Source organism: Streptomyces guryensis (assembly GCF_021261325.1).
Classification (GTDB): Bacteria; Actinomycetota; Actinomycetes; order Streptomycetales; family Streptomycetaceae; genus Streptomyces; species Streptomyces guryensis.
Genome location: NZ_JAJSBI010000020.1, coordinates 118,631 through 138,810 on the forward strand (window position 1 = coordinate 118,631; position 20,180 = coordinate 138,810).

Here is a 20,180-nt window from a genome sequence, read left to right on the forward strand (position 1 = left end):
GACAGCTGCAAAACGGGTTCACACGCCTGACCGAGTCCACTACCCTGGACCTGGCAGTGCATCACGATGAACAAGTCGTGAACCCCGAGCCGAGCACCTGGACCGCCCGTGACCACCCCGAGCACGACCACGACCACGACCACCAACACCTCACCGGCAGCGGTGCACTCCCCGACCGCCCCGCACCGCCGGGGCTCCCTCGGTCCGGTCGGCCTGGTCCTGGCCGGTGGTGTGTCCGTGCAGTTCGGCGCCGCGCTGGCGGTGAACCTGATGCCGCGGGCGGGCGCGCTCGGCGTGGTCACCCTGCGCCTTCTCGCTGCGGCCGTCGTCCTGCTGTTGGTCTGCCGCCCCCGGCTGCGCGGCCACTCGCGCACCGACTGGGGCACGGTGATCGCCTTCGGTATCACGCTGGGCGCGATGAACGGCCTCTTCTACCAGGCGGTCGCGCGCATCCCGCTCGGCCCGGCGGTCACCCTGGAGGTCCTCGGCCCGCTCGCCCTGTCGGTCCTGGCCTCGCGCCGCGCGGTCAACGTCGTCTGGGCCGGACTCGCCCTGGCCGGCGTCTTCCTGCTCGGCGGCGGAGGCTTCGACGGCCTCGACCCGGCCGGTGTCGCCTTCGCGTTGGGCGCGGGCGCCATGTGGGCGGCGTACATCGTGTTCAGTGCGCGGACGGGCCGACGGTTCCCGCAGGCGGACGGGCTGGCGCTGGCCATGGCGGTCGGGGCGCTGCTGATGCTGCCGCTGGGCATCGCCGAATCCGGGGCGAAGCTCATCGACCCGACGACGGTCGCACTGGGCTCGGCGGTGGCCGTCATGTCCTCGGTGCTCCCGTACACCCTGGAACTCCTGGCCCTGCGCACCCTCCCCGCCTCCACCTTCGCGATCATGATGAGCCTGGAGCCGGCCCTCGCCGCGACCGCCGGCTTCCTCATCCTGGGCCAGTCCCTCTCCACCTGGCAGGCCGCCGCGATCGCCCTGGTCATCGCGGCGAGCATGGGGGCGGTGCGGACGCAGGTGGGGCGGGGGAAGGCGCCGGTGCCGGAGGCCTGACGGCCAGGTGCCAGGGGCCCGACGGCCGGGGCCGGATGCGTTCAGGCGGCGGGCTTCTCCCAGACCGACACGTGCTGTCGGCTGTCGCTGGTGAAGGGGTCGCGGGTCCAGCCGTCCCAGCGGTCGCGCAGCCGCATCCCGGCCAGCCGGGCCATGAGGTCGAGCTCCGAGGGCCAGACGTAGCGGAAGGGCACGGCGAGATACGAACCGTGGCCCTCCCCGTCGACCCGCACATGATGCGAGCTCATCGACTGGGTGGCGACGTCGTAGAGGTCGAACCCGAGCCGTCCGTCTCCCACGTGGAACGGTACGGCGTTCTGTCCGGGCGGCAGCCGGCGCAGATCCGGGACGCCGACCTCGACGACGAAGCAGCCGCCGGGTTCCAGATGCTCGGCGACATTGCGGAAGCAGTCGACCTGGGCGTCCTGCGAGGTCAGGTTCATGATCGTGTTGAAGACGAGGTAGGCCAGCGAGAACCGGCCCTCCGCCTTGGCCGTCGCGAAGTCCCCGATCGTCACGGCGATCCCGTCACCCCCGGGCTTGGCCCGCATCCGCTCGACCATCGCCCGGGACATGTCGATGCCGTGCACGTCCACACCGCGCCGCGCGAGCGGCAGAGCGACACGTCCCGTCCCGATGCCGAGTTCGAGCGCCCGCCCGTTCCCACTCCCGGCAAGCTCCGCCAGCAGCTCGACCGCCGGATCCAGCCGGTCCGCCGTGAACATCTCCGCCGACGACTCGTCGTACCCCGCCGCGACGGACTCCCCGAAGTAACCGTCCTCATCGATCACCGGAGGACCGTACTGCGGGGGCGGTGGGCGGCGCGCCTCAATTTCAGCGGTCCGCTTTCAGTCGTCCGCTTTCAGCGATTCACGGTCAGCAATTCGCGCTGTAACGGACACAACCGGCGGCGGGGAGTGGTCGTGGTCCCACTCCCGCTGCGCGGCCGTCAGCGCTCCGCCGGCCAGGAGGGCCACCAACAGGTGCGTGATCACGGTCCAGCGGGCACGGAAGACACCCGCGACAACTGCCAGGACGAGTACGGCGATCAGCAGGGCCCGTAAACGCTCCATGTGCGCGAGACCGGCCGCGTCGATCCGCGCCCGGTCGCCCTGCGCCGCCCATACCTCCAGGCCGTAGCCGTATATCCAGTCCAGCACGAGCCACCCGGCCTCCAGGAGGAACAGGGGAATCGCGAGGGCGAGGTCCACGCCCAGCCGTGTTCTGCGCGACCAGGGGCGCAGACGGCGGTCCGGGGCTACGAGGGTGTCGGTCATGGGTGCAGCGTGGCGCGCCGGGTGGTGGCGCGCATGAGCACCCGTACTCAGCCGCGAGGATTCTCGGCGGCACCTCGGACGAAGGCGGCGGGGGTGAGGGTGAGGGCCCCGGCGGAGGGGTTCTCGGAGTCGCGGACGGCTATGCGGGGGGTGAGGTCGGCGACCTCGACGCAATCACCTCCGGTGTCGCCGCTGTGGGACGACTTACGCCAGCGGGCTCCGGTCAGGTCCTGGCTGTTGTGCATACAGAACACGATCGAGCCGAGCGCCGCCTGGGTCAGCCCCCCCTGCCTCCCGAGCGCGCCGTAGCTCGTAGCCGTAGTACTCCAGCGGCGACGCACTGGGATCAAGTTCGCGGATATGCACGGCGACCACCTCCGCTCACCGAGGGTAGCTATATGAACACGTACAGATCCCGTTCTGTGGAATACAAATTAATGCAAGCACGCTTGCTTGTTTCTGAACCCCCTGCCATGCTCGCCCCATGGCCGACCCGACGCCCGTCATCGACGACCTGCGTGCGGAGAGCGAGGAACTCGACCGGCTCGTGGCCGAGTTGAGCCCGGAGCAATGGGCGCTCGCGACCCCCGCACCAGGCTGGACCATCGCCCACCAGATCGCCCACCTCGCCTGGACCGACCACTCCTCCGTGCTGGCCGTGACCGACCAGGACGCTTTCGCCCGTGAGGTCGAGAAGGCGCTGACCGCGCCCGGGGACTTCGTGGACAACGGCGCGGAGGAGGGGGCGGGGAAGCCGCCCGAGCAGCTGCTCGCGGACTGGCGGGCCGGGCGTCGGGCTCTGGCGGACGCCCTGCGGTTGGCGCCGACGGGAGCGCGTTTCCCCTGGTACGGCCCCCCTATGTCGGTCGCCTCCATGGCCACCGCCCGTCTCATGGAGACCTGGGCGCACGCCGGGGACGTGGCGGACGCGCTGGGCGTGGCACGCACGCCCACCGACCGGCTCCGGCACATCGCCCGCCTCGGCGTCCGCACCCGCGACTTCGCCTTCGGCGTGCACGGACTGCCCGTGCCGTTCGAGGAGTTCCGTGTCGAACTGACCGCCCCGAGCGGTGAGTTGTGGGTGTACGGGCCTGAGGACGCCGACGACCGCGTCACCGGCCCCGCCCTCGACTTCTGCCTCCTGGTCACCCAGCGAGCCCACCGCTCCGACCTGGCTCTGCAGGCGACCGGCCCCGACGCCGACCGCTGGCTGGACATCGCCCAGGCCTTCGCGGGCCCGCCCGGTGACGGACGTCCGCCGAAGGGGGGCAGCGCATGACGACCCTCCGCATCGGCAACGCCTCCGGCTTCTACGGCGACCGTTTCGACGCCGTGCACGAGATGCTCACCGGCGGCGAACTCGACGTCCTCACCGGCGACTACCTCGCCGAACTCACCATGCTGATCCTGGGCCGGGACCGGCTGAAGGACCCCGCCGCCGGATACGCCCGCACCTTCCTGCGCCAGCTGGAGGCGTGCCTCGGGCTCGCGCACGAGCGCGGCGTCCGCATCGTCAGCAACGCGGGCGGCCTCAACCCGGCCGGACTCGCCGACGCCGTACGGCAGTTGGCCGACCGTCTCGGCCTTCCCGTCCGCGTCGCCCACGTCGAGGGCGACGACCTCACCACCGCCCACCCCGGCAGCCTCGCCGCCCACGCCTACCTCGGCGGCTTCGGGATCAGCGAGTGCCTGCGGGCGGGCGCCGACGTCGTCGTGACCGGGCGCGTCACGGACGCCGCGCTGGTCACCGGGCCCGCCGCCGCCCACTTCGGCTGGGGGGCGGGAGAGCACGACCGGCTCGCGGGCGCCGTCGTCGCCGGGCACGTACTGGAGTGCGGGACGCAGGCGACCGGCGGCAACTACGCCTTCTTCCAGGAGCGGGCGGCCGATGTCCGGCGGCCCGGCTTCCCGCTCGCCGAGATCCACGAGGACGGCACCTCCGTCATCACCAAACACCCCGGCACCGGCGGCTTCGTCGACGTCGGCACGGTCACCGCGCAGCTGCTGTACGAGACGGCCGGCGCCCGGTACGCGGGACCGGACGTGACGGCCCGCCTGGACACCATCCGCCTCGCCCAGGACGGCCCCGACCGCGTCCGCATCGAGGGCGTGCGCGGCGAGGCCCCGCCCCCCACCCTGAAGGTCGGCCTCAACCGGCTCGGCGGCTTCCGCAACGAGGTCGTCTTCGTCCTCACCGGCCTGGACATCGAGGCCAAGGCCGCGCTCGTGCGGGAGCAGATGGAGCCGGCGGTGAGCAAAGTCACCGACGCACGCTGGGAGTTGGCCCGTACCGACCGGCCCGACGCGGCCACGGAGGAGACGGCGAGTGCGTTGCTGCGGCTCGTGGTGCGGGACCCGGACGAGGGCGTGGTCGGGCGGGCGTTGAGCGGAGCCGCCGTCGAGCTGGCGCTGGCAAGCTACCCCGGCTTCCATGTGCTGGCGCCACCCGGGAAGGGCGCACCTTATGGGGTCTTCGAGGATGTGTACGTCCCCCATGGTGTCGTCGACCATGTGGCGGTCCTCCACGACGGGCGCCGGGTTCCGGTGGCCCCGGCCCACGACACCCTCGTACTCGACGATCTACCGGAGCCGCCACTGCCGCAGCCGCTGCCGCCGGGACCCGTCCGGCGTGCCCCGCTCGGCCTGGTCGCCGGTGCCCGCAGCGGAGACAAGGGCGGAAACGCCAACGTCGGCGTCTGGGCCCGGACCGACGAGGCCTGGCGGTGGCTCGCCCACGAGCTGACGGTGGACCGTTTCCGTGAGCTGCTGCCCGAGGTGCGCGACCTGCCCGTCACCCGCCACGTCCTGCCGAATCTCCGCGCCCTCAACTTCGTCGTCGAGGGCGTTCTCGGCGCGGGCGTCGCCGCCCAGCACCGTTTCGACCCGCAGGCCAAGGCCCTCGGTGAATGGCTGCGCTCCCGCCACCTGGACGTCCCGGAGGCCCTGCTGTGACGATTCTGCCGACCACCCTGGACACCACCGGCCCGGACTACCGGGCCCACCGCGAGGCCATGCTCGCCAAGCTCGCCGACCTCGACGCCGAGCACGCCAAGGCCCTCGCGGGCGGCGGTGAGAAGTACGTGGCCAGGCACCGCAAGCGCGGCAAGCTCCTGGCCCGCGAGCGCATCGAACTGCTCCTCGACCCGGACACGCCCTTCCTGGAACTGTCGCCGCTCGCCGCCTGGGGCAGCGAGTACGCGGTGGGCGCCTCGCTGGTCACCGGTATCGGAGTCGTCGAGGGCGTGGAGTGCCTGATCACCGCCAACGACCCGACCGTACGCGGCGGCGCCAGCAACCCCTGGTCGCTGAAGAAGGCCCTGCGCGCCAACGACATCGCGCTCGCCAACCGCCTGCCCTGCATCAGCCTGGTCGAGTCGGGCGGCGCCGATCTGCCCTCCCAGAAGGAGATCTTCATCCCCGGGGGCGCCATCTTCAGGGACCTGACGAGGCTGTCGGCGGCCGGAATCCCCACCATCGCCGTCGTCTTCGGGAACTCGACCGCCGGAGGCGCGTACATCCCCGGCATGTCCGACCACGTGATCATGGTCAAGGAACGCGCGAAGGTCTTCCTCGGCGGTCCGCCCCTGGTGAAGATGGCGACCGGCGAGGAGAGCGACGACGAGTCGCTCGGCGGCGCCGAGATGCACGCGCGCGTGTCGGGCCTCGCGGACTACTTCGCCGTCGACGAACCGGACGCGCTGCGCCAGGCCCGACGGGTCGTCGCCCGGCTCAACCACCGCAAGGCGTACGGCGATCCAGGACCCGCCGAGCCCCCCAAGTACGACGAGGACGAGCTGCTGGGCATCGTCCCGGGGGACCTGAAGACCCCCTTCGACCCGCGCGAGGTCATCGCCCGGATCGTCGACGCCTCCGACTTCGACGAGTTCAAGCCGTTGTACGGGACCAGCCTGACCACCGGCTGGGCCACGCTCCACGGCTATCCCGTGGGGGTGCTGGCGAACGCCCAAGGGGTGCTGTTCAGCGAGGAGTCGCAGAAGGCCGCCCAGTTCATCCAGCTGGCAAACCAGCGCGACATCCCGCTCCTCTTCCTCCACAACACCACCGGCTACATGGTCGGCAAGGAGTACGAGCAGGGCGGCATCATCAAACACGGCGCGATGATGATCAACGCGGTCTCCAATTCGAAGGTGCCCCATCTGTCCGTGCTGATGGGCGCCTCGTACGGCGCCGGTCACTACGGCATGTGCGGCCGCGCCTACGACCCCCGCTTCCTGTTCGCCTGGCCCAGCGCCAAGTCGGCCGTCATGGGCCCGCAGCAGCTCGCCGGCGTCCTCTCCATCGTCGCCCGGCAGTCGGCCGCCGCGAAGGGACAGCCGTACGACGAAGAGGGGGACGCGGCCCTGCGCGCCATGGTGGAGCAGCAGATCGAGTCCGAGTCGCTCCCGATGTTCCTGTCCGGGCGGCTCTACGACGACGGCGTCATCGACCCGCGCGACACCCGCACGGTCCTGGGCCTGTGCCTGTCGGCCCTCCACACCACGCCGTACGAGGGTGCGCGCGGTGGCTTCGGCGTCTTCCGGATGTGAGGCTCATGATTACTTCTGTCCTGGTGGCGAACCGCGGCGAGATCGCCTGCCGTGTCTTCCGCACCTGCCGTGAGTTGGGAATCCGGACGGTCGCGGTGCACTCCGACGCCGACGAGAACGCCCTCCACGCGCGCGTGGCCGACACGGCGGTACGGCTGCCCGGCGCGGCGCCCGCGGACACGTATCTGCGCGGTGACCTCATCGTGAAGGCCGCCGTCGCATCCGGCGCGGACGCCGTCCACCCCGGCTACGGCTTCCTCTCCGAGAACGCCGACTTCGCACGCGCCGTCATCGGCGCCGGCCTGACCTGGATCGGACCGCCCCCCGAGGCCATCGAGGCGATGGCGTCCAAGACACGCGCCAAGGAACTCATGGGCATCGCGTCCCTGGAGCGAGGGCGGATCACCGAGGCCGACCTGCCCGTCCTGGTGAAGGCGGCAGCGGGCGGCGGAGGACGCGGGATGCGTGTCGTGCGCCGCCTGGCGGACCTCGACGCCGCCCTGGAGGGCGCACGGGCCGAGGCCGCGAGCGCCTTCGGCGACGGCGAGGTCTTCGTCGAGCCCTACCTGGAGCACGGCCGCCACGTAGAGGTCCAGGTCCTCGCGGACGGACACGGCACGATCTGGACCCTGGGCACCCGCGACTGCTCCCTCCAGCGCCGCCACCAGAAGGTCATCGAGGAGGCACCGGCACCCGGCCTCCCGGACAGCCTCACGGAAGACCTGTACGCACTGTCCGTACAGGCCGTGTGCGCAGTCGCCTACGAGGGCGCCGGCACCGTCGAGTTCCTGGTCGCAGACGGCCGCGCGCACTTCCTGGAGATGAACACCCGCCTCCAGGTCGAACACCCCGTCACGGAAGCCGTCTTCGGTATCGACCTGGTGGCCCTGCAGATCCGGATCGCCGAAGGCCACGCCCTCGAAACCGACCCCCCACGCGCGCGTGGCCACGCCATCGAGGCCCGCCTCTACGCCGAGGACCCGGCGAACGACTGGACCCCCCAGACCGGCACCCTGCACCGCCTGACCGCCCCCGAAGGCATCCGCCTGGACACGGGCTACGGCGACGGGGACGCCATCGGCGTCCACTACGACCCCATGCTCGCGAAAGCCGTCGCCCACGCCCCCACCCGCGCGGAGGCCGTCCGAGGACTGTCGGGAGCCCTGGAGCGCACCACGATCCACGGCCCGGCCACCAACCGCGACCTCCTCGTCCGCTCCCTGCGCCACAAGGAGTTCACGTCGGCCGCCATGGACACGGCCTTCTACGACCGCCACCTCCCCGAACTGATCACCCCGGCCCCCGACCCGCACTCCCCCCTGGCCGCAGCCCTGGCCGACTCCCGGTCCCGCCCCTCCCGCTTCGGCGGCTTCCGCAACCTCCCCTCCCAACCGCAGACCAGGCGCTACGCGACGGCAGGCGAGGAACACGAGGTCCACTACCGCCACACGCGCGCGGGCCTGGAGGCGGACGGGGTACGGGTCGTGCACGCGGCGCCGGACCTCGTCGTACTCGAAGTGGACGGCGTGCAAAGGAAGTACGAGGTCGCACGGTACGGCGACGACGTGTACGTGAACACCACCCGCCTGACCGCCCTGCCCCGCTTCCCCGACCCGACAGCCCAGCACGCCCCGGGCTCCCTCCTGGCACCCATGCCGGGCACGGTCGTGAAGATCACCGAGGGCCTGACCGCAGGAGCGGCCGTACGGGCTGGAGAGCCCCTGCTCTGGCTGGAGGCGATGAAGATGCAGCACAAGATCACAGCGCCGGTCACAGGCACGCTGAGCGCTTTGCACGTGGTACCTGGCCAACAGGTAACGGTCGGCGAATTGCTGGCGGTAGTACAGCCCACCTAGAGGCGCGGGGAACTGCGCGCCCAGCCACATCCCACCCGCACCCGGCAGGAGTCCCCATGCCCCCCACCCTGGAATCCGAAGAACACAAAGCCCTCCGATCAGCGGTCGCCGCCCTTGGCAAACGCCACGGCCGCACCTTCGACCGAGAGGCCCTCTGGGCAGAGGCAGCCAAGCTCGGCTACCTGGGCGTCAACCTGCCGGAGGCACACGGCGGCGGAGGCGGCGGCATCGCAGAACTCTCCATCGTCCTGGAGGAGTTGGGCGCCGCAGGCTGCCCCCTGCTCATGATGGTCGTATCGCCGGCCATCTGCGGCACAGTGATCGCCCGCTTCGGCACCGAGGACCAGAAACGCACCTGGCTCCCCGCCCTGGCGGACGGCACCCGAACCATGGCCTTCGGCATCACAGAACCTGACGCCGGTTCCAATTCGCACCGCATCACGACCACGGCCCGCCGCGACCCCGACACCGGCGACTGGCTCCTCACCGGCCGCAAGGTCTTCATCTCGGGCGTCGACATCGCCGACGCCACCCTGATCGTCGGCCGCACCGAAGACGCCCGCACCGGCACCCTCAAGCCCTGCCTCTTCATCGTCCCGAGGGACGCGCCCGGCTTCACCCGCCGCCAGATCGACATGGAACTCCAAGCCGCGGAAAAGCAGTTCGAGCTCACCCTGGACGACGTCCGCCTCCCCGCGGACGCCCTCGTCGGCGACGAGGACGCCGGCCTCCTCCAGCTCTTCGCCGGCCTCAACCCCGAACGCATCATGACCGCCGCCTTCGCCATCGGCATGGGCCGCCACGCGCTCGCGCAGGCGATCGCATACGCCCGCGACCGCACCGTCTGGAAGACCCCCATCGGCGCCCACCAGGCCATCGCCCACCCCCTCGCCCAGGCGCACATCGACCTCGAACTCGCGCGCCTGATGATGCAGAAAGCGGCATACCTGTACGACGCCGGAGACGACGTCGGCGCAGGTGAGGCCGCCAACATGGCCAAGTACGCGGCGGGAGAGGCCTGCGTCAGGGCCGTCGACCAGGCCGTGCACACCCTCGGCGGCAACGGCCTCACCCGCGAATTCGGACTCGCCAAGTTGATAACAGCCGCACGCGTGGCTCGTATTGCTCCGGTGAGCCGGGAGATGATTCTCAACTACGTCTCCCACCAGACCCTCGGCCTGCCCAAGTCGTACTGACCGCCGCCCCGGCCGCCTTGGAGGAACCGTGTTCCGCAGCGAGTACGCAGACGTCCCGCCCGTAGCACTCCCCATCCACGAAGCGGTGCTGGGCCGGGCCGCCGAACACGGTGACGCGCCCGCCCTCATCGACGGAACCGACGGCACCACCCTCACGTACGACCAACTGGACCGCTTCCACCGCCGCGTCGCGGCAGCGCTCGCCGAGGCCGGCGTACGCAAGGGGGACGTACTCGCCCTGCACAGCCCCAACACCGTCGCCTTCCCGACCGCCTTCTACGCCGCCACGCGCGCGGGCGCCTGCGTCACCACCGTGCACCCACTGGCCACCGCCGAGGAGTTCGCCAAGCAGCTGCGGGACTCGGCGGCCCGCTGGATCGTCACCGTGTCACCCCTGCTGGAGACGGCACGCAGGGCCGCCGAACTCGCGGGCGGCGTCGAGGAGATATTCGTCTGCGACAGCGCGCCCGGACACCGGTCGCTGATCGACATGCTGGCGTCCGCCGCCCCCGAGCCGGCCGTCGACATCGACCCGGTGACGGACGTCGCGGCACTCCCGTACTCCTCCGGGACGACCGGCATCCCCAAGGGCGTCATGCTCACCCACCGCCAGATCGCCACCAACCTCGCCCAGCTCGAACCCCTCATCCCGGCCGCCCCCGGCGACCGCATCCTCGCCGTCCTGCCCTTCTTCCACATCTACGGCCTGACGGCCCTCATGAACGCACCCCTCAGGCAGGGCGCCACGGTCGTCGTCCTCCCGCGCTTCGACCTCGAAACCTTCCTCGCGGCCATCCAGAACCACCGCATCACCAGCCTGTTCGTGGCCCCGCCCATCGTCCTGGCCCTGGCCAAACACCCCCTGGTCGCCCAGTACGACCTGTCGTCCCTGAAGCACGTCATCAGCGCCGCCGCCCCCCTGGACGCGGCACTCGCCGCCGCCTGCTCCCAACGCCTCGGCCTGCCACCCGTCGGCCAGGCCTACGGCATGACGGAACTGTCACCGGGCACCCACGTCGTCCCCCTCGACGCCATGCACGACGCACCCCCCGGCACCGTCGGCAAGCTCATCGCGGGCACCGAGATGCGCATCGTCTCCCTCGACGACCCCGACAACGACCTCGGCATCGGCGAGTCCGGCGAGATCCTCATCCGCGGCCCCCAGATCATGAAGGGCTACCTCGGCCGCCCCGACGCCACCGCCGCGATGATCGACCCGGACGGCTGGCTGCACACCGGAGACGTGGGCCACGTCGACGCCGACGGCTGGCTCTTCGTCGTCGACCGCGTCAAGGAACTCATCAAGTACAAGGGCTTCCAGGTGGCCCCCGCCGAACTCGAAGCGCTCCTCCTCACCCACCCGGGCATCACCGACGCGGCCGTCATCGGCGTCTACAACGACGACAACAACGAAGTCCCGCACGCCCACGTCGTCCGCCGGCCCACCGCCACCGACCTCTCCGAAGGAGAGGTCATGATGTACGTCGCCGAACGCGTCGCCCCCTACAAACGCGTCCGCCAGGTCACCTTCATCGACAGCGTCCCGCGGGCCGCCTCCGGCAAGATCCTCCGCCGCGAACTGCGGGAACCGCGGGAACCCAAGGAGCGCACATGACGTTGATCGGACGCACGCGCGCGCGGGGCATCGAAACCCTCAGCCTCGACTCCCCGGCCAACCGCAACGCTCTCTCAGCAGCGCTCGTGGGCGAACTCACCGGCGCACTGACGGACTGCGCCAAGGACACCGGCGTACGCGCGACCGTCCTCACCCACACCGGCAACACGTTCTGCGCGGGCGCCGACCTCCGCGACCCACCGCACCCGGACGCACTCGTCCACCTGCTCCGCCAGATCGTCGAACTACGCAAACCGGTCGTGGCACGGGTGACAGGCCATGTGCGCGCAGGCGGCCTGGGCCTGCTGGCCGCCTGCGACATCGCCGCCGCCTCCACACCGTCCACCTTCGCGTTCACAGAGGTACGGATCGGAGTGGCCCCCGCCGTCATCTCCCTGCCGCTGCTGCCCCGCACAGACCCCCGGGCCCTCGCCCGCTACTACCTCACCGGCGAGCGCTTCGAGGCACCCGAGGCCGCCCGCATCGGCCTCCTGACCGCCGCGGGCGACGACGTGGACGCCGTACTGGAACCCATCCTGGACGGCCTTCGCCGAGCCGCCCCCCGGGGCCTGGCCGAGACGAAACAGCTGCTCACAGCTAGGGTGCTGGAGACATTCGACCGGGACGCGGCCGACCTCACCGCACTCTCGGCCCGGCTGTTCGCCTCCCCGCAGGCCCGCGAGGGAATGACGGCCTTCCTGGAACGACGGGATCCCACATGGGTGCTGTGACCACCGACAACAGCGTCGACCGCGCCGACCGCGTGCCCAAACAGGACCGCAGCCGAGCCACCCGCCAGCGCCTCCTGGAAGCCGCCGTCGCCTGCCTCGCCGAACACGGCTGGGCCGGCTCCACCGTCTCCGTCGTCGCCGAACGCGCCGGCGTCTCCCGCGGCGCCGCCCAGCACCACTTCCCCACCCGCGAGGACCTCTTCACCGCAGCCGTCGAATACGTCGCCGAAGAACGCTCCACAGCGCTCCGCGCCCTCTTCCCCCAAGGCGCGGCAGGCGACCGACGCGCGGTCGTCGCGGCCCTCGTCGACCTCTACACCGGCCCCCTCTTCCGCGCCGCCCTCCACCTCTGGGTCGCCGCCTCCAACGAGGACCAGCTCCGCCCCCGCGTCACAGAACTCGAAGCCCGCGTCGGCCGCGAAACCCACCGCATCGCCGTGGACCTGCTCGCCGCCGACGAGTCCCGCCCGGGCGTCCGGGAAACCGTCCAGGGCCTCCTGGACATGGCGCGCGGCCTCGGCCTCGCCAACCTGCTCACGGACGACGGGGGGCGCCGGGAGGGGGTTGTGGCGCAGTGGGCTGCGCTGCTGGACGAGGCCCTGGACTGAACTCCGGGGCCCACGGCACGCAGCCGCCCGCGCCGCTCAAGCACCCCCTCAGTGGGCGATGCCGTCAAACCCCTCGATGTCCGAAGGCCGCCGCACACCCGGCCCCACATACCGCGCCGACGGCCGCACCAGCCGCCCCGTCCGCTTCTGCTCCAGGATGTGCGCCGACCACCCCGCGGTACGGGCACAGCTGAACATCGACGTGAACATATGGGCCGGCACCTCGGCGAAGTCGAGCATGATCGCCGCCCAGAACTCGACGTTCGTGGCAAGCACGCGATCCGGGCGCCGCGCGTGCAACTCCTCCAGCGCCGCCTTCTCCAGCGCCTCCGCCACCTCGAACCGCGGAGCACCGAGCTCACGGGCCGTACGCCGCAACACGCGCGCGCGTGGATCCTCGGCGCGATACACCCGGTGCCCGAAGCCCATCAGCCGCTCCCCCTTGTCGAGGGCCTGCTTGACGTACGCCTCCGCGTCCCCGGTCCGCTCGATCTCCTCGATCATGCCCAGCACCCGGGAGGGCGCACCTCCGTGCAGCGGCCCGGACATCGCGCCCACGGCACCGGAGAGCGCGGCAGCGACATCCGCGCCCGTGGAGGCGATGACACGGGCCGTGAAGGTGGACGCGTTCATGCCGTGCTCGGCGGCGGAGGTCCAGTAGGCGTCGACGGCGGCGACGTGCTTGGGGTCGGGCTCGCCCCGCCAGCGGATCATGAACCGCTCGGTGATCGAGTGGGCCTTGTCGATCTCACGCTGCGGAACCATGGGCCGGCCCTGGCCGCGGGCCGACTGGGCGACGTAGGAGAGAGCCATGACCGCGGCTCGGGCCAGGTCGGCGCGGGCCTGCTCGGCGTCGATGTCGAGGAGGGGCTTGAGACCCCAGACGGGCGCCAGCATGGCCAGCGCCGACTGGACGTCCACCCGGATGTCACCGGAGTGCACGGGGATCGGGAACGGCTCGGCGGGCGGCAGACCAGGGTTGAAGGCGCCGTCGACGAGCAGCCCCCAGACGTTCCCGAAGGAGACGTGACCGACCAGGTCCTCGATGTCGACACCCCGATACCGGAGGGCGCCGCCCTCCTTGTCGGGTTCGGCGATCTCCGTCTCGAACGCGACGACTCCCTCGAGTCCGGGTACGAAGTCGGACATCAGGCGGCTCCTCGTGATGTGTACGGCAGAAGTGGCGGCTCGGCCGCTGGATCCCCGGTCGGTTCGTGCGACTCGTGGTCCTTGGCGGCCACCGTGGTGATGCCCCGTGCGGCTGGTCGCTCAACCAGAACGCACCAGCACGATATCCCCGAGTGCCAGTTTTGGGGAGGCTTTGCGGCACTCAGTGCCACAGGTACTCGTCGTCCGCGACGCGCGCCCCATGCCGAAATCATGACGGACACCATGCCGAACGGCACCCGCACATACGGCAGGATGACCGCGTGACCGACCGAGACGCCGTCCCCCTCGATCCCGCCTCGATGCGCAAGCACTACCGGGCCGAGGGCCTCGCCGAGTCCGATCTGGCCGCCACTCCGGTGGCGCAGTTCGCGCGCTGGTTCCAGCAGGCCGCGACCGAGGCCCACCTCTTCGAACCGAACGCCATGGTCGTCTCCACGGCCAACGCCGAAGGCCACCCCGGCTCACGCACCGTACTGCTCAAGCACTTCGACGAGCAGGGCTTCGTCTTCTACACCAACTACGACTCCCGCAAGGCCCGCGACCTCGCCGAGAACCCGTACCTCTCGCTCCTCTTCCCCTGGCACCCGATGGCCCGCCAGGTCATCGTCACGGGCATCGCCCGCCGCACCGGCCGCGACGAGACCGCCGCCTACTTCCGCACCCGCCCGCACGGCTCCCAGCTCGGCGCCTGGGCCAGCGCCCAGTCGAGCGTGATCTCCACCCGCGCCGACCTCGACGCCTCGTACGCCGAACTGGCCGCGCGCTACCCGGAGGGCGAACAGGTACCGGTCCCCCCGAACTGGGGCGGTTTCCGGGTCGCGCCGCAGGCGGTGGAGTTCTGGCAGGGCCGCGAGAACCGGCTCCACGACCGGTTGCGTTATGTGGCGGAGGCGGACGGGGGCTGGCGGGTGGAGCGGCTCAGCCCCTGAGACCGCCGGAACGCAGACGACCCGCGAGCTCGGGTCCCCCTGCCTTGCGGCGGGGGAGCCGGCCGGACGTACCGGCGAGCTCGCGGGTCGGGTGACTGCGTTGGATTAGGCCGGCTGCGTGTTGCTCGCACACGCTGGTCCGGCACCGCACTGGGTGTGGTGGCGGGCCGCTAGCCCGCGGTCACCTCGCGCGTCCGGGTTTCACTCATTTACCCGATCACCTCCTTTCTGCTTAGGCCACACACTAAGCAGCGGGTTGGCGACGCTCAAGCGATTTTTGGAGCTATTGGCGGCGCGGCTTCCGGACGGACGGTGTAGCCGTACCCGTCGCCTCGCTGCAGGAGTCGCAGGTTCCAGTGGGAGACGTTGAACCTTCCGGCAGGAGTCGTGAGGCTGTGCTGCCCTCTGGCTCGGACGGAAATCCGTCCGGTCCAGGTCCCGGCCCAGAGCGTCTAAGCGGGCGGAAGCCGCCTCTTCGTGCGAATTGCTCCGATTTCTCGAATGCGCAGCCGATCTCGCTGCTAGCGCGCCTGGCACAATCCGCTACCACAAGTCGCCCCTGATCACCTAGCTTTTCGACCATGACGGAGCGACGCGCGATCCTCGGTGGATCGACCTTCGAGGAGCAGATCGGTTACGCCAGGGCCGTGGTCGACGGGGACTGGGTGCATGTGTCCGGGACCACGGGGTTCGACTACGCGACGATGACGATCTCTGACGATGTCGTCGAGCAGGCCGAGCGGTGCATGGGGAACATCGAGGCGGCGCTCGCTGAGGCGGGGTGCGGGCTGGGCGATGTCGTACGGGTGCGGTATCTGCTGCCCGAGAGGGACGACTTCGAGCCGTGCTGGCCGGTGCTGCGGCGGGCGTTCGGGGAGGTGCGGCCGGCGGCGACCATGATGGTGTGCGGGCTTGCGGATCCTCGGATGAGGATCGAGATCGAGGTGTACGCGCGGCGCGGGGCGCTGCGGATCGAGGCCGTGCACGGAGAGGCCGCGCTGGAGCAGTGGCGGTTCGTCCACAACGAGACGGTGCCGCCCGCCGCCATGTCCCTGGACGAGGCGCGGGAGCGACTCGGGCGTTATCGGCTGGAGAACGCGTATCTGGGGGAGGTTCTCGTCGGGTGTTCGACCGTGCGGCCGCCGGAGGGCGAGCAGGGGGTGGCCACGGTGATCGCTCGTGTGTTGCCCGGGTTCCGGGGGCGGGGGTTCGGGAGGGCGTTGTACGAGAAGGGGCTGGCGCACGCGCGTGTGCTGGGTGCCGGGGTCATCGAGACCTGCGTGCTGGCGGCCAATGAGGATGGGCTTCGGTTCGCCGGGAAGTGCGGGTTTGTGGAGACCGAGCGGTATGTGCTGGACGGCGAAACCGATCTGTGGATTGATCTTCGGCTGGTGGTGGCCGGATCATAGGTGTTGACGGGCGTTACAACGATTCCTTCAATCTTGGGGGAACTCGGTGTGTGCTGCGTCACGTTCCAGTTAGATGATGGCGAGTGAGCGAACCGACGCGCCGTACGTGCGGACGCAGCTTGGCAGGGGGTCCAGGTGAGTGCTTCCCGGCGTAGTGGGACCACCGACGAGCTGGGGCCGGACGAGCCCGAGCGGGTGGGTCCGGTGGGCCCTGACGGCTCCGATCTGCTGGCCGCGCTGCTCGACGGGATGGATGCGGCGCTGTGTGCCTTCGACGCGGGCGGTGTCGTCACCCATTGGAATCGTGAGGCGGAGCGGATTCTGGGGTGGACCGCGGCCGAGGCGGTGGGGCGGCACGGGTTCGCGGGGTGGGCCGTGCGCAGTGCGGATGCCGAGGACGTCGAGGGGCGGCTGATGTCCGCCATGGAGGCTCCGGGTCGGCAGGTGCACGAGTTCGCGCTGCTGACGAAGGACGGCGGGCGGGTGCTGGTGCGGACGCAGTCCGCGGCGGTGCGCGGGCCGGACGGGAAGCCCGCGGGTGTGTACTGCGCCTTCAGTGAGGTGCACACGCAGATCGATCTTGAGCGGTCGATCGCGCTGAGTGAGGCGTTGTTCGAGGACGCCAGCTGGGGTGTCGTGCTGGTCGATGCCGATCTGCGGCCCGCGGTGGTGAATGCCCATGCGGCGCGTGCGCTCGGTATCGGGCGTACGTCGGCGTTGGGGCGGCCGCTTGGGGAGTTGCTCGCCCAGGGTGTGGAGGAGCTGGAGAGCGCGCTCACCCATGTGCTGGCGGAGGGCGCGCCGCCGGCGCCGGCCGAGATCTGGGTGAGTGTGCGGACGCCGGAGGGCGAGCAGCGGCGCTGCTGGCGCTGCGGCTTCGTGCGGCTGGCGTCGCCGCTCGCGGAGGAGCCGGTGCCGTTGGGTGTCGCCTGGCTCTTCCAGGATGTGACGGAGGGCAAACAGGGCGAGCAGGAGTCGGCGCTGCTGCGGTTCCGGACCAATCAGCTGCACCGGGCGGCTCGGGCGGCCGCGGAGTGCGAGGACCCGGGTGAGGCGGCGACCGTCCATCTGGACTTCGCGCTGGCCGGGTTCGCCGACCATGCGGTGATCGACCGGGTGGCGGGCGGTGCGGTGGCCGACGGGGCGGCGGAGGGGCCGGTACGGCTGGTGCGGATCGCCGCGACGCCGTCCGGGGCGCCGGGGCCGAGTCTGCTGACCGGGCAGGCGGGGTTGCCGGTGCGGTACGGGCAGGGGCATCCGGCGTCGCAGTGCGTGGAGCGGACGGGGTCCGTGCGGGCGAGCGTGGGGGCGGTGCCGGCGGAGCAGGCGCGGGAGTGGGCGCTGGCTCGGCAGTGGCCTGGGGATGCGGTGCACGCGTTGTGCGCGGTGTTGCGGAGTCGGGGGCGGACGTTGGGGGTCGTGACGTTTCTGCGGGGGAGTGGGCGGAGTCAGTTCGAGCGGGTGGATGCGGTGTACGCGGAGGATGTGGCCGTTCGGATCGCCGCGGCGCTGGATCTGGCGGGGGCCGTGGGGCGGTAGGACGGCCCGGCACCGAAACGGTGCGCCGGTTCCTGCTGTCTGGCTGTCCGGTTCCTACTGCTGGTAGAAGATCCGGTCCCCGTACTCCCGCATCACCCGGCTGTTCCACTCGTGGCCGCCGTCCACGTTCCCGGATCGCAGAAGGGGGGGCTCGATGCCGAGGTCGGCGAGTGTGGCCGCCGCGGTGGCCATGACGGCCTGGAGGATCGCGCTGGTGACGACCGTCGAGGCCGGAGCGAAGGGGGCCGGGATGGTGTCGAGGGTGAGGGTGGCGTCGCCGATGGCGATCTTGGAGTCGAGGACGATGTCGCAGTGGTCGCGCAGGTAGCTGCCGGAGGTGTGCCGGGACCGGGTCTCGGTCGCGTACGCCACTGAGGTCACGCCGATGACCTTCACGCCGAGGGCGCGGGCGTGCATGGCCATTTCGACGGGGAGGGCGTTGCGTCCGGAGAGGGAGATGATCACCAGGGTGTCGCCGGAGCGGAGCGGCGAGGAGTCGAGGACGGCGGTTGCGAGGCCGTCGACGCGTTCCAGGGCGGAGCCCAGCGTGGCCGGCATCACGTCGACGCCGACGACGCCCGGTACGGCGAGCAGGTTCATCAGGGCGAGGCCGCCGGCGCGGTAGACGACGTCCTGTGCGGCGAGGGAGGAGTGGCCGGCGCCGAAGGCGAAGAGCCGTCCGCCGTCTGCGACGGTGTCGGCGAGCAGGGCCCCGGCCGCCGTGATGGACTGTGCCTCCTCGTCCCGGACCCTTTGCAGGAGGTCGATCGCGGCGTCGAAGAACTGGTCGGCCGGTTTGCCGTCGCTCATGCGGGTCCTTCCGGGGCGGTGTGGGGCGTCCGGGCGCGGAGGTGTCGCGGATCACCGTGCGGTCTGGACCAGTGCCGTGTCAATACGGGGGTGAGGGCCGGGGCGTAACGCCGTGGTTTCCCCGGCGCGGCACGGTTGTCGGTGGTATGCGTCAGAATTGAATCCAGGGCCAGCGCACACGCCGTGAAGCTGTCGTGCTTCCGGCAGTACTCATCGAGGGGCACGTATGTCCGGACTGATCGACACCACGGAGATGTATCTCCGCACCATCCTCGAGCTGGAGGAGGAAGGTGTGGTCCCCATGCGCGCCCGGATCGCCGAGCGGCTGGACCAGAGCGGGCCGACCGTCAGCCAGACGGTGGCGCGGATGGAGCGGGACGGCCTCGTGTCCGTCGCGACGGACCGCCATCTGGAGTTCACGGACGAGGGCCGCCGGCTCGCCACGCGCGTGATGCGCAAGCACCGGCTCGCCGAGTGTCTGCTGGTCGATGTGATCGGCCTGGAGTGGGAGCAGGTGCACGCGGAGGCGTGCCGCTGGGAGCACGTGATGAGTGAGGCCGTGGAGCGGCGCGTGCTGGAGCTGCTGCGGCACCCGACCGAGTCGCCGTACGGCAACCCGATCCCGGGTCTGGAGGAGCTGGGCGAGAAGGACGGCGCGAACCCGTTCCTGGACGAGGGCATGGTGTCGCTGGCGGACCTGGACCCCGGGGTGGAGGGCAAGACGGTTGTCGTGCGCCGTATCGGTGAGCCGATCCAGACGGATGCGCAGCTGATGTACACGCTGCGGCGGGCGGGTGTGCAGCCCGGTTCGGTGGTGAGTGTGACGGAGTCGGCGGGCGGTGTGCTGGTGGGCAGTGGCGGTGAGGCGGCCGAGCTGGAGGCGGATGTCGCCTCCCATGTGTTCGTCGCGAAGCGCTGACCGTCGGCGGCCCGTCGGCGGGCGTGCTGCTCCTCGTCGCGCCCCTGGCCTCGTAGGGGCCGTCAACTCCGGTTGTTCCAGGGGAGGTTGAGGTGCCCTGCGGCTTTGTCGCCGATCTCTTCGGCGCCAGGATTCGGTGCGTGGAAATCGCAGCGCTCGGACGTTTCGCGTGCGAGGCTGTCGCGTGAGGCATATGACCTGAGGGGGCCGGGAGGATGTGCCGCAGACGTGTGGAGGGCCCCGGCGCCGTGTGGCGCCGGGGCCTGTCCTCCCCTGTGCTGACCCGGAGCCCCGAGCTCTCAGGGTCATCCCCTTCGGACCGTTTTCCCCGAGCGGTCCGCCTCCCGCTGAAGATCTCCCCTCGGCGGCGGCGATCATTCCTCGGGCGAGGTCACTCGTACGAGGGGTGTTCCTCGCAGGCACCATATTTTCGAATACCCATTCGATAGTCTTCTGTGACAGGTCACGCGGAATGTGCGCTTCAGGAGTGAGCGCACAAGAACTGAGCTCATCAGAACAGCCAG

General features: G+C 70.9%; 18 protein-coding genes and 1 pseudogene. 13 read left to right on the forward strand and 6 right to left on the reverse strand.

All coding sequences use genetic code 11. From position 1 onward, the window contains the following. Window positions 1-108 precede the first annotated feature (108 nt). A complete protein-coding gene (locus tag LJ657_RS32680) occupies window positions 109-1,050 on the forward strand; it encodes an EamA family transporter (protein ID WP_232652507.1) in 942 nt (313 codons plus the stop codon). Between the two features lie 41 nt (window positions 1,051-1,091). Here the strand turns inward: LJ657_RS32680 and LJ657_RS32685 are convergent, their stop codons facing one another. The 4 genes and pseudogenes from LJ657_RS32685 to LJ657_RS32700 form a co-directional block, all read right to left on the reverse strand. Then, the gene (locus tag LJ657_RS32685) at window positions 1,092-1,841 is read right to left on the reverse strand and encodes a class I SAM-dependent DNA methyltransferase (RefSeq protein WP_232652508.1); all 750 of its coding nucleotides are present in this window, start codon (window positions 1,839-1,841) and stop codon (window positions 1,092-1,094) included. 57 nt (window positions 1,842-1,898) lie between these two features. Beyond that, window positions 1,899-2,327, reverse strand: a complete 429-nt coding sequence (locus LJ657_RS32690; protein ID WP_232652509.1) for a DUF6234 family protein — start codon at window positions 2,325-2,327, stop codon at window positions 1,899-1,901. Window positions 2,328-2,374: 47 nt separating this feature from the next. Beyond that, a complete protein-coding gene (locus LJ657_RS32695) occupies window positions 2,375-2,572 on the reverse strand; it encodes a DUF397 domain-containing protein (protein WP_232652577.1) in 198 nt (65 codons plus the stop codon). After that, window positions 2,573-2,693, reverse strand: a pseudogene (locus LJ657_RS32700) (XRE family transcriptional regulator); the annotation flags it as partial. 118 nt (window positions 2,694-2,811) lie between these two features. Between LJ657_RS32700 and LJ657_RS32705 the strand changes: the two are divergent. From LJ657_RS32705 to LJ657_RS32740, 8 genes are read left to right on the forward strand one after another with little or no spacing between them, the layout of a single operon-like run. Then, on the forward strand, window positions 2,812-3,606 hold the full coding sequence (locus LJ657_RS32705; protein ID WP_232652510.1) for a TIGR03084 family metal-binding protein: 795 nt from the start codon (window positions 2,812-2,814) through the stop codon (window positions 3,604-3,606). Then, window positions 3,603-5,279, forward strand: a complete 1,677-nt coding sequence (locus tag LJ657_RS32710) for an acyclic terpene utilization AtuA family protein (RefSeq protein WP_232652511.1) — start codon at window positions 3,603-3,605, stop codon at window positions 5,277-5,279. The genes LJ657_RS32705 and LJ657_RS32710 overlap by 4 nt, the downstream gene beginning before the upstream one ends. Continuing rightward, window positions 5,276-6,874, forward strand: coding sequence for an acyl-CoA carboxylase subunit beta (locus LJ657_RS32715; protein ID WP_232652512.1), 1,599 nt, complete (start codon window positions 5,276-5,278; stop codon window positions 6,872-6,874). The genes LJ657_RS32710 and LJ657_RS32715 overlap by 4 nt, the downstream gene beginning before the upstream one ends. A 5-nt stretch (window positions 6,875-6,879) precedes the next feature. Continuing rightward, window positions 6,880-8,730 carry an acetyl/propionyl/methylcrotonyl-CoA carboxylase subunit alpha gene (locus LJ657_RS32720; RefSeq protein ID WP_232652513.1) on the forward strand — a complete coding sequence of 617 codons (1,851 nt, stop codon included), beginning with the start codon at window positions 6,880-6,882 and terminating at the stop codon, window positions 8,728-8,730. Between the two features lie 56 nt (window positions 8,731-8,786). Further along, complete coding sequence (locus tag LJ657_RS32725) at window positions 8,787-9,926, forward strand: acyl-CoA dehydrogenase family protein (RefSeq protein ID WP_232652514.1); 1,140 nt, start codon at window positions 8,787-8,789, stop codon at window positions 9,924-9,926. A gap of 28 nt (window positions 9,927-9,954) precedes the next feature. Then, the gene (locus LJ657_RS32730; RefSeq protein WP_232652515.1) at window positions 9,955-11,541 is read left to right on the forward strand and encodes a 4-coumarate--CoA ligase family protein; all 1,587 of its coding nucleotides are present in this window, start codon (window positions 9,955-9,957) and stop codon (window positions 11,539-11,541) included. Beyond that, window positions 11,538-12,272: an enoyl-CoA hydratase family protein gene (locus LJ657_RS32735; protein ID WP_232652516.1), complete on the forward strand. Its 735-nt coding sequence runs from the start codon at window positions 11,538-11,540 to the stop codon at window positions 12,270-12,272. Before LJ657_RS32730 ends, LJ657_RS32735 begins: the two co-directional genes overlap by 4 nt. Continuing rightward, window positions 12,260-12,880, forward strand: a complete 621-nt coding sequence (locus LJ657_RS32740; RefSeq protein ID WP_232652517.1) for a TetR/AcrR family transcriptional regulator — start codon at window positions 12,260-12,262, stop codon at window positions 12,878-12,880. The genes LJ657_RS32735 and LJ657_RS32740 overlap by 13 nt, the downstream gene beginning before the upstream one ends. A gap of 48 nt (window positions 12,881-12,928) precedes the next feature. On the opposite strand, the gene LJ657_RS32745 is transcribed toward LJ657_RS32740, so the two are convergent. Next, window positions 12,929-14,029, reverse strand: coding sequence for a citrate synthase 2 (locus LJ657_RS32745; protein ID WP_232652518.1), 1,101 nt, complete (start codon window positions 14,027-14,029; stop codon window positions 12,929-12,931). Window positions 14,030-14,310: 281 nt separating this feature from the next. On the opposite strand from LJ657_RS32745, the gene pdxH reads away from it, so the two are divergent. From pdxH to LJ657_RS32760, 3 genes are all read left to right on the forward strand, one after another. Next, window positions 14,311-14,979: a pyridoxamine 5'-phosphate oxidase gene (gene pdxH, locus LJ657_RS32750; protein WP_232652519.1), complete on the forward strand. Its 669-nt coding sequence runs from the start codon at window positions 14,311-14,313 to the stop codon at window positions 14,977-14,979. 581 nt (window positions 14,980-15,560) lie between these two features. Then, on the forward strand, window positions 15,561-16,388 hold the full coding sequence (locus LJ657_RS32755) for a GNAT family N-acetyltransferase (RefSeq protein WP_232652520.1): 828 nt from the start codon (window positions 15,561-15,563) through the stop codon (window positions 16,386-16,388). Window positions 16,389-16,523: 135 nt separating this feature from the next. Beyond that, window positions 16,524-17,927, forward strand: a complete 1,404-nt coding sequence (locus LJ657_RS32760) for a PAS domain-containing protein (protein WP_232652521.1) — start codon at window positions 16,524-16,526, stop codon at window positions 17,925-17,927. Window positions 17,928-17,981: 54 nt separating this feature from the next. Here LJ657_RS32760 and LJ657_RS32765 read toward each other — a convergent pair whose 3' ends face one another. Next, window positions 17,982-18,737 carry an SIS domain-containing protein gene (locus LJ657_RS32765; protein WP_232652522.1) on the reverse strand — a complete coding sequence of 252 codons (756 nt, stop codon included), beginning with the start codon at window positions 18,735-18,737 and terminating at the stop codon, window positions 17,982-17,984. A 226-nt stretch (window positions 18,738-18,963) separates the two neighbouring features. Between LJ657_RS32765 and LJ657_RS32770 the strand changes: the two genes are divergently transcribed. After that, a complete protein-coding gene (locus LJ657_RS32770; RefSeq protein WP_232652523.1) occupies window positions 18,964-19,656 on the forward strand; it encodes an iron-dependent transcriptional repressor DtxR in 693 nt (230 codons plus the stop codon). Window positions 19,657-20,180: the final 524 nt, after the last annotated feature.